At 61.9% G+C, this 14,927-nt stretch carries 9 protein-coding genes and 2 pseudogenes; 9 read left to right on the forward strand and 2 right to left on the reverse strand.

What is annotated here, in order from left to right; all coding sequences use genetic code 11:
* Nucleotides 1-220 precede the first annotated feature (220 nt).
* Together cyoE and OMP40_RS38390 are read left to right on the forward strand one after the other, a co-directional pair.
* A complete protein-coding gene (gene cyoE, locus OMP40_RS38385; RefSeq protein ID WP_277539480.1) occupies nt 221-1,090 on the forward strand; it encodes a heme o synthase in 870 nt (289 codons plus the stop codon).
* A 6-nt stretch (nt 1,091-1,096) separates the two neighbouring features.
* Entirely contained in the window at nt 1,097-1,816 is a 720-nt protein-coding gene (locus tag OMP40_RS38390) for an SCO family protein (protein WP_277539482.1), read from the forward strand.
* A gap of 99 nt (nt 1,817-1,915) precedes the next feature.
* Here OMP40_RS38390 and OMP40_RS38395 read toward each other — a convergent pair whose 3' ends face one another.
* Nucleotides 1,916-2,275, reverse strand: a complete 360-nt coding sequence (locus tag OMP40_RS38395; RefSeq protein ID WP_277539483.1) for a DNA primase — start codon at nt 2,273-2,275, stop codon at nt 1,916-1,918.
* A gap of 195 nt (nt 2,276-2,470) precedes the next feature.
* Here OMP40_RS38395 and OMP40_RS38400 point away from each other — a divergent pair.
* Nucleotides 2,471-4,235 (forward strand): annotated as a pseudogene (locus tag OMP40_RS38400) (ABC transporter ATP-binding protein).
* Nucleotides 4,213-6,086: pseudogene (locus OMP40_RS38405) on the forward strand (ABC transporter ATP-binding protein). Before OMP40_RS38400 ends, OMP40_RS38405 begins: the two co-directional pseudogenes overlap by 23 nt.
* 522 nt (nt 6,087-6,608) lie before the next feature.
* On the opposite strand, the gene OMP40_RS38410 reads toward OMP40_RS38405, so the two are convergent.
* Nucleotides 6,609-7,850 carry an MFS transporter gene (locus tag OMP40_RS38410; protein ID WP_277539484.1) on the reverse strand — a complete coding sequence of 414 codons (1,242 nt, stop codon included), beginning with the start codon at nt 7,848-7,850 and terminating at the stop codon, nt 6,609-6,611.
* 194 nt (nt 7,851-8,044) lie between these two features.
* Here OMP40_RS38410 and OMP40_RS38415 point away from each other — a divergent pair, with 194 nt between their 5' ends.
* The 5 genes from OMP40_RS38415 to OMP40_RS38435 all read left to right on the forward strand — a co-directional run bounded on the left by OMP40_RS38415 (nt 8,045) and on the right by OMP40_RS38435 (nt 14,915).
* Nucleotides 8,045-8,428, forward strand: coding sequence for a GntR family transcriptional regulator (locus OMP40_RS38415; protein ID WP_277539486.1), 384 nt, complete (start codon nt 8,045-8,047; stop codon nt 8,426-8,428).
* A 5-nt stretch (nt 8,429-8,433) separates the two neighbouring features.
* The gene (locus OMP40_RS38420; protein ID WP_277539487.1) at nt 8,434-9,180 is read left to right on the forward strand and encodes an ABC transporter ATP-binding protein; all 747 of its coding nucleotides are present in this window, start codon (nt 8,434-8,436) and stop codon (nt 9,178-9,180) included.
* A complete protein-coding gene (locus tag OMP40_RS38425) occupies nt 9,177-10,793 on the forward strand; it encodes a hypothetical protein (protein WP_277539489.1) in 1,617 nt (538 codons plus the stop codon). The genes OMP40_RS38420 and OMP40_RS38425 overlap by 4 nt, the downstream gene beginning before the upstream one ends.
* Before the next feature lie 72 nt (nt 10,794-10,865).
* Entirely contained in the window at nt 10,866-12,431 is a 1,566-nt protein-coding gene (locus OMP40_RS38430) for a transglutaminase domain-containing protein (RefSeq protein WP_277539490.1), read from the forward strand.
* Between the two features lie 471 nt (nt 12,432-12,902).
* Nucleotides 12,903-14,915: a peptidoglycan D,D-transpeptidase FtsI family protein gene (locus OMP40_RS38435; RefSeq protein ID WP_277539491.1), complete on the forward strand. Its 2,013-nt coding sequence runs from the start codon at nt 12,903-12,905 to the stop codon at nt 14,913-14,915.
* Nucleotides 14,916-14,927 lie beyond the last annotated feature (12 nt).

The following is a 14,927-nucleotide window of genomic DNA, read 5'->3' on the forward strand; positions in this document are numbered from 1 at the left end:
CAGTGTATTGCGCCCATGGGCGAAAGGTGACAGAAGCGGCCGGCGCTTTTTTGACGCTTTGGAGGCGAACGGATGTCGGCCGGGTGGCGCACAGGTGGCGATTTGATGAACAGCCCCGCGCGAACATTGTCAAGGTGTGCAGATTTGGTTATCATCTAATAGAAGGAAATAGATAACGTTTCAGCCGCTTGCGGCTTTTTATGTTTGAAGGAGGCACACCGTGTTCAAAGATCTTGTGGCCCTGACCAAGCCGCGCATCATCCGTCTTAACCTCATCGCGGCGTTTGGCGGGTTCTGGCTCGCGTCGAGGTGGCAAATCCAGAGCTGGGACTTTTGGCTCGAACTGCTCTGGATGCTGATCGGCACGACGCTGACGATGGCCGCGGCTTGCGTCTTTAACAATTATTGGGATCGGGACTTCGATACGAAGATGTCCCGCACGAGCGATCGCGCGCTTCCGCAGGGGCGGCTGTCCCCGGGATTCGTCCTGGGCTATTCGATCGTGCTGGGCGCCCTCGGGCTCGCCACGCTGTTCGTGCTCGTCAATCCGCTGTGCGGCTGGCTGGGCCTGCTCGGCATGTTCGTCTATGGCGTCGTCTACACGATCTGGCTGAAGCGGACGTCCACCTGGAGCACGTCGATCGGCGGGATCTCCGGCGCGATGCCGCCCGTGATCGGCTACTGCGCCGTCACCGGCGAGGTGGATGCGGGCGCCTGGATTCTGTTCGCGCTGCTGTTCCTCTGGCAGCCGCCGCACTTCTGGTCGCTGACGATTCGCCGCGTCGAGGAATACCGGGCCGCGGGCTTCCCCGTCCTTCCGGTCGTGAAGGGCATTCTGCGGACCAAGTGGCAGATGATTCCTTATATTCTGCTGCTGCTGGTCGCCTCGGTCCTCATGTATACGTACGATTACGTCGGCATTTATTACCTCGTGCTGTCGGTCGTCATCGTCGGGGCATGGCTGATCCACGCGATCTCGGGGCTTGTCGCCAAGGATACCGAGAAGTGGGCGAAAATGGACTTCCTGTTTTCCGTCAACTATTTAATGATTATGTTTCTCGTCATGATACTCGATACGAACGGAGTGTAGCGCAACATGTCGCAAGAGTTCGAAGGGCCCGGCGTATCCGGGAATCAAGATCGGCCCGGCGCGGGTCCTGCGCCAATGAGCGTCAATGCGAACGGCACCGTTCAGGCCAAGCCTGCCAAGCCTTGGTACGTGCGGTACGGCTTTTCGCTGGCGCTGTTCGCGCTGCTGCTGGTGCTGATCGCCTGGCTGCTCATCCGTCAGCAGCAAGCGGACAAGCTGCCCGATCTGGGCGCGGCGCCCGATTTTACTTACCAGGATATCGACGGCAACGACGTCAGCATGAGCTCGCTTGACGGCAAGGTGCGCCTGGTGTACTTCTTCTTCAGCAACTGTCCGGACGTTTGCCCGCCGACGACGTTCATGCTTTCTCAGGTGCAGGACAAGCTTAAGGCAGAGGGCGAGTTCGGGAAAAGCGTCGATATCGTCTCCGTGACGATCGATCCGGTCCGCGATACGCCCGAAGCGCTGCGCGCGTTCGGCGACAAGTATCATGCCGACTATACGGGCTGGAAGTTCCTGCGCGGCGACGAAGCCGAAACGGCGGATCTCGCTTCGCGGTACGGCTTGCTCGCGGCCAAGGACGCGGAAGGATTTTTCTCGCACATGAACCTGATCGTCCTCGTCGACAAAAAAGGGACGCATGCGCGAGCAGATCTTGCCGGAGTCATCCGGTATCCCGAACACGGCGACCGCCGACGACGTCTACGAAAAAGTCAAAAAAGCTGATGTAATATCGACAAAGCACCCCTTGCGCGCCAACAGCGGCGCCGAGGGGTGCTTTGCGTTTAGGGTAAGATCTGCTTGGAGGGCCTCCGGGGATGCCGGCTAATCTCTCAAACGTTCCTCGTCCGGAGGCGGATAAAGGATAAATTCTTCGAGCCCGGCCTTTTCCAGCTGTTGAATGAGATATTCCTCGGGCGTGCCCTCTACGCCGGCATAGCCGCGCCTTGTATAAATATGGTCCGCGTCCGGAAAGACGTCGCGCAGGATGCCGCGGATGCGTCGCCCGGACGAATCGTTGTCCATGTATAAGTAGACGTGCCGCCGGCCGATCGCCTTGCGCAGCGCCTCGATCCGGCTCGATCCGAGCGTGCCGAAGGTGCAGTGGATCGGCACCTCCGGAGACAGGACGCGCGCGAGCCGGCTGCGGTCGTTTTTTCCTTCGACGATGATGGCGATGTCCAACGCGCTGGCGCCTCCTCGATAAGCGTAAGGCCGGCTCGGGCCGGCTTGCGCCGTATGGTGTTGCTCTCTATTGTACCACAAGGAACGGGCAAGCTAAGCGCAAGGGAGGCCGGGGGCGCGTTTGAGACCGCTGTCAAAAAGTTTTAGAATAGGCCCTATACGCAAGGACCATCTCTCACCGGGAAGTGATGCAGGTTGAAGCCGAAGCGGATACTCAGGGATTACATCAAGTCGAAATGGCATGTTTACGGTTTTGCGATTCTGCTCATCGCGGCGGGCAATGCGATTCAGTCCTACTACCCGCGATTGCTCGGCAGCTTCACGGACCGCCTTCAGCAGGGCAAGCTGTCCCACGATGCGATCGTCGATTACAGTCTGGCCTTGCTGGCGGTCGGCGTCGCGTTCGGCGTGCTGGCCGGGGCGGGCCAGTACGTCGTCATGCGGCTCGGCCGATTGTACGAGTTCGACATGCGCAAAAAACTTTTTGCCCACTTCACCACGCTGAGCGAGCGTTTCTACTCCAAAAACGGTGTCGGCAAGCTGCTCAGCTACGTGATGAACGACGTAACCGCCGTTCGGGAATCGATCTCCATGGGCATTAACCAGACGACCAACGCGACGATTCTCATCCTGTCGGCGATGGTGATGATGACGCTCAGCGACATTCCGCTCCGTCTCGTCCTCGTCTGCGTGCTGCCGCTGCTGCTGATCCCCTGGATCGTGACGCGGTTCGGTCCCGTCATCCGCAAGCGTTCGCTGAACGTCCAGGACTCGCTCGGCAAAATGACGGAGTCGGCGGAGGAGCAATTCGGCGGTATTCGGGTAACCAAAAAAGTTCGCGGCCGAAGAGACCATGAACCGGCGCTTCGGAGAGGCGGTCGACCGCATCCGCGACAACCAGCTGCGCCTCGTGCGCGTCTCTTCGCTTTTTCAAGCCATCATCCCGTTTCTCGGCGCGCTCTCCATGATCGTGACGATCGCCTATGGCGGGTACCTGACCATTCGGCATACGATCACGCTGGGCAACTTCGTCGAGCTCACTTTGTACATCCGCATGATGGTCGCGCCGCTGCAGTCGATCGGCAACGTCATCAACACGATGCAGCGCTCGCGCGCATCGCTCGAGCGGATCGGCGATCTGATGGCGGTCGAGCCCGACATTCGGGAAACGGAGGGAGCGAGGCATCGCAGTCTCGACGAAGCGTCGATCAGCATACGCGGACTTCGCTTCGCATACCCCGATGCCGAGCGGCCGTCGCTGCGCGATATCAGCCTCGACATCGCGCCGGGCCGGACGCTCGGCATCCTGGGCAAGACGGGCAGCGGCAAGACGACGCTCGTCAAGCTGCTGCTGCGCGCGTACGATCCGCCGGCCGGCACGGTCCGCATCGCAGGCGCGGACATCCGGGACTTTACGCTCGAGAGTTTGCGCGCCCAGATCGCCTACGTGCCCCAGGATGGCTTCCTGTTCAGCACGACGATTCGCGACAACATCGCTTTTTACAAGCGCGATACGGAGCTGCCCACGATAGAGAAGGCTGCGAGGCAGGCGCAAATCTACGGCTCGATCGCCGAGCTGCCGGAGAGCTTCGACACGAGACTCGGCGAGCGGGGCGTCACGCTCTCCGGCGGACAGCGCCAGCGGACGGGGCTCGCCCGGGGCCTCATCAAGGACGCGCCGGTGCTCATCATGGACGACAGCGTCAGCGCCGTCGACGCGGTCACCGAGAAGCGGATCATCGACGGCATCCGCAAAGCCCGCAAGGGGAAGACGACGATCATCATCGCGCACCGGATCAGCGCCCTCAAGCATGCGGACGAGATCGTCGTCATGGACGAAGGACGCATCGTACAGCGGGGCAAGCACGGCGAGCTGCTCGCGCAAGAAGGCCTTTATGCGACGTTGTACGCCATTCAGCAGGAGGGAGGCCGCGAAGATGCAGAACCGACCGCCCGTTGATCAACGTTCCGCCGCCGACCGGAGTTCCGCCGACCGGAGTTCCGCCGACCGGAGTTCCGCCGACCGGAGTTCCGCCGACCCAAGATCGTCCGTTGCTCAAAAGGCCGCCTTTCGCGCATTTTTTGGCTACATTCGGCCGCACAGGCTTTCCTTTTTCTCGTCTTCTGCTGCACGGTGCTGGCCATCGCGGCCGATCTGGCGCAGCCTTACCTCGTCAAGGTCGCCATCGACGACAACATTCTGAAGGGCCGGGACGATTACGGCACGCTGCTCGTTATTTGCGCGATCTATTTGGGGCTGGCGCTTTCCGGCTTTCTTTTCACTTATTTGCAAAACAATCTGCTGCAATATCTCGGCCAAAACATTATCGGCCGCATTCGCAAGGACCTGTTCGCGCATGTCGGCAAGCAGTCGATGTCGTTCTTCGACCGGATGCCGGCGGGCAGCCTGATCACGAACGTGTCGAGCGATACGGAGACGTTGAACCAGTTTTTCTCGCAGGTGCTCCTCTCGCTCGTGCGCGACGGCCTGACGCTTGTTTTTATCATCGCGATCATGTTCCAGCTCGATGTCACGCTTACGCTTTACTGCCTTATTTTGCTGCCGGTCATCGCGCTCATCGCGATCGGCTTCCGGACGTATATGCGAAAAACGTACCAGATCTCCCGCGCGGCGCTGTCGCGCCTGATCGCGTTCGCGGCGGAAAACCTGGCGGGCATGAACCTGATCCAGGCGTTCCATCAGGAAAGGGAGCAGCAAAACCGGTTTACCGACAACAACCGGAAGTACCTGCGGGCCAATCTGCGCGAAATTCGCACCAACGTGCTGTTCAACCGTTCGTTCGACATTCTGGGCAGTCTGTCCATCGCGCTCGTCACCTGGCTGGGCGGCGTTGCGGTGTTCAACAGCGCGATCGAATTCGGCGTACTCTATGCCTTCATCACGTACATTCGCCAGTTTTTCCAGCCGATCAGCACGATTACTTCGCAGTGGAACACGCTGCAATCGACTACGGTCTCGGTCGGGCGCATCTGGAGCCTGTTCGCCGTCAAGCCGGAGATCGAGGACGCGAAGGAAACGCGGGCGCTGCCACTCGATCAGGTCGCCGGGCGGATCGACTTCAATCATGTCCGGTTCGGCTACCAGCAGGGCGTGCCCGTCCTGCACGACCTGGATCTGCATATCGCGCCGGGCGAGATGATCGGCATCGTCGGCACGACCGGCGCCGGCAAAAGCTCGCTGATCAGCCTGCTGTGCCGTTTCTACGATGTGTGGGAAGGCGATGTCCGAATCGACGGCACGGACATCCGGACGCTTCGGCAGTCGTCGCTGCACCGGCTCGTCGGGCTCGTACAGCAGGAGCCGTACTTGTATTCGGGCAGCATCGTCGACAACATTCGCATGTTCGACGAAGAGATCGCGCGCGAGGAAGTCATTCGCGCCTGCAAGTTCGTCGGCGCCGACGATCTGATCGGCCGGCTGAAGGACGGCTACGACACGATGCTGTCGGAGCGCGGGAGCGGGCTGTCGGCGGGCGAACGCCAGATGATCTCGTTCGCGCGGATCATCGTGTTCAAGCCGAAGATCCTCGTCCTCGACGAAGCGACGGCCAACCTCGACTCGTACACCGAGCACCTGATCCAGCGCGCGCTGCGGGTCGTGTCGCGGGAGCGGACGACGCTCGTCATCGCGCATCGCCTCTCGACCGTCATGCGCGCCGACCGCATCATCGTCATGAGCGGCGGGCGCATCGTCGAAGCCGGCAGCCATGCCGAGCTGCTCGAGCAGCATGGGTACTACGAGGAGCTGTATCTGCATTCGCAGGGCAGGGAGGAGCGGGAGACGGGGTGAGGCGTGCGTCGCCGCAGGCAGAGAGAGGCCAAGGCGGAGCGCAGGGGGCGCGCCGCCGGCGCTGCCAGTGCCGGGCGCGCAGGTGTCGGATGCGCGGGTGTCGGGGGGCGAAATGGTGCCACTGGAGTGAAAGTGCGCCTTCGCACCTTTCGACGCGCCGGTTGGTCGGGAGTGCGAAGAAGTGCCGCCTGAGACTAATTTCCATGCGCCGGTTGGGCGGGAGTGCGGAGAAGTGCTGCCTGAGACTAATTTCCATGCGCCGGTTGGTCGGGAGTGCGAAGAAGTGCCGCCTGAGACTAATTTCCATGCGCCGGTTGGGTGGGAGTGCGAAGAAGTGCCGACTGAGACTACTTTTGGACAAGATAAGCCCGCGGTCGGACGGCATCGTCTCCCCCGCTAAGCTGCTCAAAAAAAGTAGCCGTAGACCAAAAGCGCAAACGGGACGAAGCAGGATACGCCTCTGCTTCGTCCCGTTCAACGATTCCGGCATCTTTCCAACTGCCTGGTACAGTCACTTTTGCGCTAAGCGTGGGGTACTGCCGGCTGCGGATGCCAGCCTTCCCTGTACGCGGGCTTGGGGGCCAGCGCCACCAGCGCAAGCATGAGGATGGCGAAGGACAGGAAAAACGGCGATAAATGCCCGCGCGTAGCGCCTGCCGCCACCGGACCGAGGAAGGCGCCGACGGACGAGGCGATCGCCATGAGCGAGAATGTCCGGCCGTATCGCGCCGGACCGCTGAGCTGCAGCAGAAACGACGTCATCGCGGGGAACACGACGCCTTTGGCCATGCCGACCGCGAACAGCAGCGCCATCATGGGTACCGGCCAGTCCGACGCGAGCCCGTAGTAAGCGAGCGCGAGCAGCAGCACGCCGATGATGCAGCGCGAATAGGGCAGGTAACGCTGCAAAAACAGCAGGCCGAGCGTTGCCAGCGCGCCCAGGCTCACGACGGAAAACAAGATGCCGGTCGTCAGCACGCCGCCGTCTTCGGCCGAGATCGCCCGCAGCGGCAGCTCGAAGGAAAGTATGCCCTGCGCGAACGCCATAGCTACGGGCAGCAGGAATACCGCCCAAGGGAACCTGCGCGTCGCGGACCCGGCCGAATCTTCTTCCGCTTGTAAGGCCGGAGCAGGCGCGCCGACCGAAGCTTGCTCCGCCAGCGCGGCTTCGCTCGCGGCATCGGCCCCGTCGGCAGCGACATCCGCATCGGCGTCCCGCCGAGGATCCCGCACGAACCAGAGCGACAGCAGGCCCGTGGCGAGCAGCCCCCAGCCGAGAAGCGCGAAAGACTGCGCGAAGCCGACCTTGGCTGCAAGATAGGCGCCTGCCGCCGGCGATACGACGGAGGCGACCGTGTGGACGAGCCCGTTGCCCGCCATCAATTTGCCGCGCTGAATGTGATTCCGCGTCAGCTTCGCCAGCAGGGACAGACAGGCGGGAGACAGGAAGGCGAGCACGAATCCGCTTATCGAACGGACGTAGAGCAGGTGCCAGGGATCGGTGACTCTCGACTGCAGCAGCAGCAGCACGCCCGCGCCGACGAGACTGGCAGAGATAAAAAATCGGCTCCCGTACCGGTCGACTCCGTATCCCGCCAGCAGGTTGCCGGGCAGATGCGTGAGCGAGTACATCCCCATCACCAGGCCGATGAACGACGGCGCAGCCCCGAGCGACACGGCAAATGGCGTGAGCATCGGATACTGGGCGTGCAGATCGAAGAACGCGACGAATAAAAACAAATACAGCCAGATGGCCATCCTCACCTGCGTTCGCCTCCATTTGCAAAGACGCGGGACGGGCGTCTTAAACGTTATTCCTACTTGTACGCCGTGTCGGACGAGGATATGACCTTTCGCGGAAAAGCGGGATTGAAAGTGTATGGCGGAGTATGGTACACTACGCCTATAGTGTATGGTGTGTAATCATACACTTCACACAAAGAAAACGGGGTGTGGCGATGCCGCCGATCCGCATGTGGAAGCCGGAGGACTTCAGGCTCGATCCGTCACGGCCCCTCTACGAGCAGTTCGTAGAGCAGGTGCGCGCGATGATCGCCAGAGGCGAGCTCGAGCCGGGGACGCGTCTGCCCTCCGTCCGGGAGGCTGCGGCGAGCCTGCGCGTCAATCCGACGACGATCATGAAGACGTATCAGGAGCTGGAACGCCCGGGATTAATCGTAACGCACAGGGGGCAAGGAACGTTCGTGACGGAAGACGAAGCGGTAATCGGGCTCTCGCGCAGAGCGCTGGCTAGAGAAGCGGTTGCGAAGCTGGAGGAGACGGCCCGTTCGATCGGCTTGACGCTCGACCAATTATTGGCGTTAGCCCGCGAAAAGGAGTGATCGTCATGGCGGATATGCGAAATCCGGACTTCAATATTCCTAACGTCGCCGCAGCGAAGGCGCCGGCCATTCGTTGCGTGGACGTGACGCTGCGCGTTAAAAAGAAAATCGTGCTCGACGGCGTATCCTTCGAGATACCGGTCGGCAGCCTTGCGGGCCTGCTCGGTCCGAACGGCGCGGGCAAGTCGTCGCTGATGCGCATTCTGACGGGCATGTTCCCGCCCGATGGCGGACGCGCGGAGCTGTTCTGCGCCCCTGCGGGTCCTGAGCGGCTCGGCGTGCTGTCATTCCTGCCGGACCGGGGACAGTTGCCGCCGCATCTCGGCGCCGGAGAGTGGCTGCGGCTCGCGGCGGGGCTCTATCCCGACTGGAGCGAGGCGCGGATGGAGGAGCTGATCGTCAAGCTGGACGTGGATCGCGGACAGCGGATCGGATCGATGTCGCGGGGCCAGGAAGCGCGGCTTCAATTGCTGACTTGTCTGTCCCGGCAGGCGCCGATCATCATTCTCGACGAGCCGTTCGCCGGCGTCGACATGGTGTCGCGGGAGTCGATCGCGCAGGCCGTGGTCGGCGAGTTGGCGGACGGGGAGCGCACGTTCCTGATCGCCACGCACGATATTCGCGAGATGGAAAACCTGTTCGACCGGATCGTGCTCATCGGCGAAGGGCGCATGCTCGGGTGTCATGACGTAGAAACGCTTCGGGCAAACGGACGGTCGGTCGAATCGTGTTACCGGGACGTGTTCGCATGAGCGCGGGCGACCGGATGCGCGAACGGCTCCGGCTGGAGCCGGCCGACAAGGCGCTGCTCATGCTCGAATGGCGGGCTTATCGCACGATGCTGCCGAGGGACGCCGCATCGTTCGCCTACTGGGGCCTGGCCCTGGTCGCGCTGCTCGTCGCCTCGTTGATCTGTTTCGGAGACGGCTTTTCCGCACAATCGATCTTCGCGCTTGGCGCCTTGCTCGTCTTCTTGATCGCGATGTATACGGGCGGCGGCATGGCGATGACCGTATGGGAGAACGGGTTCCGGGAATGGTGGCTCGGCCTGCCCGTCCCGCGGTCAAGTCTGGTCAAGGCCAAACTGATCGCGGCTTGCGGCATTCAGTACGTCGCCGCCGCCGGCATATGGCTCGTATGTATCGGACATGGCGTCGTTCTGCTCGCCGTACAAGACGGGACGGGGAAGATGCCCGGCGGCGGCGAACTTGCGGTTCTCGCGCTCGCTCACGCGCCCCTGTATGCCGCGCTCGTCCCGCTCGGCACATTTGCGGGGTACAGCCTGCTGGGCATGTATTACGGCTGGCGGAGATGGCTCCTCGTTCCATGGATTGTCGTAACGATCTTACCTTTCGGCTTGTTCGGCCTCCTCTCGAGTCTCGAGAAAGCCGCGGCGCCTTATCTCGGCGCCGGCCGCATCGTTCAATATGCGATCGGAGGCGCCCTGCTTGCCGCGGCGGCCTATCGCTTCTGCCTCTGGCTGGCAGTCCGTTATGGGATTCCCGATCTCGCCCGGCATCGGCCCGGCAGCTTCGGCTTCGGGAGCGGGCGTCGCGCGCGCAAAACCGCAGCCTTCGAAAGCGGACGCATCGGAACGGGATTCGCCGCGCTGTATGCATTGGAGCGTTCGCGGTACGCCTACTGGTCATCGCTCAAGCCGGTGCGACTCGTTTACGCAGGGTTTCTTCTGCTAGCTGGCGTCGGCGGCTATCTCGGCGCCCGGGAGCCGCTAGTTACGTTGAGCGCGCTGCGGGCGATGCTGGTCATCCCTTGTATCGTGCCGTCGCTGGCGATCGCGATCCAGACTTCCCACGACGCGAACAAACGCAGGCTGGAATGGTGGCTGGGACTCCCGTATCCGCGTCATCGTCTGCTGCTGGCGAGATTTCTCGCCGTGTGGGCGTTCGTGCTGCGCGCATCGGGAGGCTTGCTGGCCATCTTGGCTGCAGGCTTCGCGCTGGGCGGCAGCGCAGGGCTTGACTACTTTTCGCATGGCGGCCGGATCGGCAGCATATTTTATGTACTGGCCGCTTATTTTCTGTGCGGGCTGTTCGTCAGCGCGATTGCATTTTTGCAGACTTGTACGCTGCGAAGCTCTCTTCTCGGATGGTTGTACTTCCCCGTCGGATTTGCCGCTTATTTTTTGCCGGGCACGGCGATGCGCTGGGCGGTCCCCGAGACGCTGCTGGGCGGACAGATCGGCACCGCCTACTGGATCGCGTTGGCCGCGGGCGCCGCGCTGGTCATCGCGGTCGTGCCGCTGTCCATCCGAATGAGCGCCAAGTGGGTTCATCTATACGTTTTTAACACGACGGAGGACCGGCTTCGCCGCCGCGGCGAGCAAGCTTTTAAATTCCGGTCCTAAGTCCGGGGTTTTACGCGGGACAAATCTGTAAAGTATAATAGAGTACAGATTTATAGCTATGGAGGAGATCTTATGAGCTTCGAACCCGAGGCCTGGAAGCAGTTCGTCACCGATCACTGGGTATTGATCCTGATCGCGGTCGTCGCGCTGCTGGTCATATTGAACGTGGTTAAGACCGTGCTGAAATGGGTGCTTGCCGCTGCGATCGTCGTAGGCGTCGTCGTTTACGGCGGCTATACGGTGAACGATCTGAAGGAGATCGGCGGGCAGGTCGTGGAGACCGCGACGTCGGCCGTGAAGGACGAGGCATCCAAGGCGATGGCCGAGGAAGCTAAAAAAAGCGACCTATACATTGAACCCGGACGGCACCTATCTCGTCAAATCTCCGAATCTGGAATTGAAGGGCACTCCGAACGCCGGCGAGGTGGACGTGAAGTTCCGGGGCGTATCGCTTGGTACGTGGAAAATGGAAGGGCCCGTCCGCGACTTCGTGACGACGGCGCTTCAAGCATCGAAATGAACTGGCTGGACGGGAACTTCGTCACTATCGCGCTGCTTGCGCTCGTAGCGGTGTCCCTGCTCCAAGGCATGAGGCGGGGCGCCAAGGGCTCCGCCAAGCAACTGTTTCTGTTTCTGTCGGGCGCGCTCCTGACGCTTGGGGCGATGGGGGCTGCCGCCTGGTGCGCTTCGGCGGCGTCGCCTGGCGTCCAGCGCTGGCTCGCGGCGCGCGATTGGGAGATGCCCGCGGCCGATGCTTCGACCTGGCGTCAACTGGGCTACACCGCCTACTCGGGCGTGCGGGATCTCCCGCTGCTGCGCTTTGCCGTTTTGTTTTTGATCGCCTACTTGCTGCTTCGGTATGTGCTTGGCACGGTCTCCTCGCTGCTCATTCGCGCGGGCGCCGCGCCTTTTGTTCTTGTACCCGGCGGCGGGCCGGTCAGCCGGACCGTCGGCGGTCTCATCGGCGCGGCGCTGGGCGGAGGACGTGCGATCCTCGTGACCGCCGTCCTGTTCGCCTACTGCGCGTTGTCCCCGCAGAGCGTGTTCGCGCAGTATATCGAGCAGTCCGCGCTGTATCGGGAGGCGGCCGCGCAGATTATCCGGCCTGCGGCCGGCGATCTGCTGACCGAGCGGCTGCCGGTGCTCGCCGCTTCGATGCAGGGCGAGATGGATAAGCTGTGGCAGAAGCGGTACGACATTATCGACGCCGACCTGCCGACGGACATCGTTAGCGCGGCGAAGGAAGTGACGGCGCAAGCCGACGGCGACGAGGCGAAGGCGAGGGCGCTGTACGATTGGGTCGGCACCCGCGTCGCCTACGACGACGCGAAGGCCGAAGCCTATGAGCGGCGCGGGGAGTGGCGCGAGCAGTCGCCGGAGGATACGTTTCGTACCCGCGAAGGCGTGTGCATCGACTATGCCAGGTTGTACGCGGCCATGGCGCGATCAGTCGGCCTGAACGTACGCGTCGTGACCGGCCAGGGCTACGACGGGCAGGGCGGCTACGGCCCGCATGCCTGGAACGAAGTATTGCTCGGCGACCGCGGCGAGTGGATCCCGCTCGATTCGACATGGGCGAAGACGGGCGATTGGTTTAATCCGCCGCGCTTCGAAGATACGCACATTCGCTCGGCGTAGGCAGGAGCGGGAAATTGAAGCCGTGGCGCCGAGTCGCGAGTGCATGCGAGCCGCTAGCGGAAGAAGGTTCCGCTATGGCGCCGGGTCGCGAGTCTCTGCGAGCTGTTAGCGGAAAAAAGTTCCGCTATGGCGTCGGGTCGCGAGTGTGTGCGAGCCGTTAGCGGAAAAAAGTTCCGCTATGTCGCCGGGTCGCGAGTGTGTGCGAGCCGTTAGCGGAAAAAAGTTCCGCTATGTCGCCGGGTCGCGAGTGTGTGCGAGCCGTTAGCGGAAAAAAGTTCCGCTATGTCGCCGGGGCGCGTGTGCCTGCGAGTCGCTAGCGGAAAAAAGCTCCGCTATTGGGTGCAGGTCATGCGTACGCTATGCCCGCTGGCGGCATGCGCTGCCGCGAATGCCGCGCATAGATGTTTGCCTGTCACTCGACTAGGCGGTTAGCCCGCATGCGGGCGCAGTATCAACAGGAGGATGTTTTCTATGAGCGACAAGCTGACGGAAGAGGCGGAGCGGAGAGTCCTCCGCAACCGCCGTCACTTCAGCATCCGTCTGAACTTTTTCTTTTTTACCGTATTCGGACTATTCTCGGTGTTGATCATTCGCCTCGCCTACCTGCAATTCGTCGAAGGGCCGAATCTGAAGGATCAGGAGCATCAGCTGGCGACCAAAGACGTATCGATCCCGCCGATCCGCGGCAACATTTACGATTCGACGGGGTTTCCGATCGCTTATTCCACTTCGACGCAGTCGCTCTACTTCACGCTCGAGCCGGGCACCAAAAAAGCGGAAGGACAGGCGATGTCCGCGCGCATCGAGGAAGCATTCAAATTGTACGGGGATAAAACGAAAGAGCCGCTCACGGCGGCCGAGATCTTCGAGGACATGGACTTCGAGGGCAAGGTGCATTACCCGTTCCAGCAGCGGCGGATCAAGTCGGGGCTGACGGATCAGGAGATCGCCTACTTCAGCGAGCACCGCGATGAGTTCAAGGGCGTGGACATCGTAGAAGAGAGCATCCGCCAGTACAGCACAGAGCGCGTCGCGACGCAGCTCGTCGGCTATATGAAGCAGCTGTCGGGGGCGACCTCCCTTGATTTTTACAAGGATATCAACAAAGGCCAGGAAGACCCGACGCTCAAGTATCTGGATACGGAGGACGTCGGCTTCGACGGTCTCGAGCTTATGTATCAGTCCGAGCTGCGCGGCCGCAACGGGCTGAAAACCTATCCGGTCAACAATCAGAGCCAGATCATCGGTCCGATGGAGCTGACCAAGCCGGTCAAAGGGGACAACCTGTTCCTGACGATCAACAAGGACGTGCAGCTGGCAACGCAAAACGCGATCGCCGAACACCTGCAGCAGATCCGCACGTCGAACAACAAGCAGGAGCGCGCGCCGAACGCCAAGACCGGGTACGCGGTGGCGATGGAGGTCAAGACGGGCAAAGTCGTCGCCATGGCGAGCATGCCGGACTACGACGCGAACGTGTGGCAGGGCGGCATCAGCTCGAAAAACTACGAGCAATTCAAGTTTTATTTGAGCAACGGCGCGATTCGCGAGGTCCAGGCGCCCTATGCGGACGAGAAGGAGCGCAAGAAGCATCCTTCCTCGCTCGTCAACCTCGGCTCCACGCAGAAGCCGCTCACCATTTTGCTCGGCCTGAACGAAGGCTTGATCACGACCGGCTCCACGTTTTCCGATCCGGGCTACTTCGAGTTCGGACGCGAAGGCCACAAGACGCGCGTTCGCAACGCGGGCAGCGCGGCCAACGGCACGCTGACGCCGGCGTCGGCGATCGCCCATTCCTCGAACGCCTATATGGCGGGCATGGTGGGCAACAAGCTCTATTTGCGCGACGGCTCCAAAGGCCTGGACGTCTGGGACAAATACATGAAGGAGTTCGGGCTCGGCGTCAAGACCGAGAGCGGTCTGCCGGGCGAGTCCAAGGGCTCGATCAACTACTTCATCGAGGCAAAGCGGGGCAGTCCGCAGTCCGCGCTCGTCTATGCGTCGTTCGGCCAGCAAGGGCGGTACACGGCGCTGCAGCTTGCGCAATACGCGACGACGCTTGCGAGCCGTGGTACGCGCCTGAAGCCGCAGTTCGTCGACCGCATCGAGGATACGGACGGCAATGTCGTGCAAGGCTACGAGGCTGAGATCCTGAACAAGATCGAGTTTCCGAAAAGCTACTGGCAGACGATCGAGAGCGGCATGTCGCAGGTCAAGGTGCAGGGCTTCGAGGACTTCAAGTACTCGTTCCGGCGCAAGACCGGCACGTCCGAGCAGGACGTCGGCGGCGGCCGCGTCGAGAACGCGGTGTTCATCGCCTACGCGCCGGCGAACGATCCGAAGCTCGCGGTCGCGGTCGTCGTTCCCGAGGGCGGCTACGGCGGCTGGGGCGCGGCGCCGATCGCGCGGAAGATTTTCGACGCGTACGACGCGGCGGTGGGACTGACGGATGCGGGGCCGGCGAAACCAGCGACTCCCCAATAAGTTTTAACGTCA

Source organism: Cohnella rhizosphaerae (genome assembly GCF_029525575.1).
GTDB lineage: Bacteria > Bacillota > Bacilli > Paenibacillales > Paenibacillaceae > Cohnella > Cohnella rhizosphaerae.

Excerpts from the sequence above, each read along its gene's own strand:
- OMP40_RS38435 (WP_277539491.1), top strand. The coding sequence starts at position 12,903 with ATGAGCGACAAGCTGACGGAAGAGGCGGAGCGGAGAGTCCTCCGCAAC.
- OMP40_RS38415 (WP_277539486.1), top strand. The coding sequence starts at position 8,045 with ATGCCGCCGATCCGCATGTGGAAGCCGGAGGACTTCAGGCTCGATCCG.
- OMP40_RS38390 (WP_277539482.1), top strand. The coding sequence starts at position 1,097 with ATGTCGCAAGAGTTCGAAGGGCCCGGCGTATCCGGGAATCAAGATCGG.
- OMP40_RS38425 (WP_277539489.1), top strand. The coding sequence starts at position 9,177 with ATGAGCGCGGGCGACCGGATGCGCGAACGGCTCCGGCTGGAGCCGGCC.
- OMP40_RS38430 (WP_277539490.1), top strand. The coding sequence starts at position 10,866 with ATGAGCTTCGAACCCGAGGCCTGGAAGCAGTTCGTCACCGATCACTGG.
- OMP40_RS38420 (WP_277539487.1), top strand. The coding sequence starts at position 8,434 with ATGGCGGATATGCGAAATCCGGACTTCAATATTCCTAACGTCGCCGCA.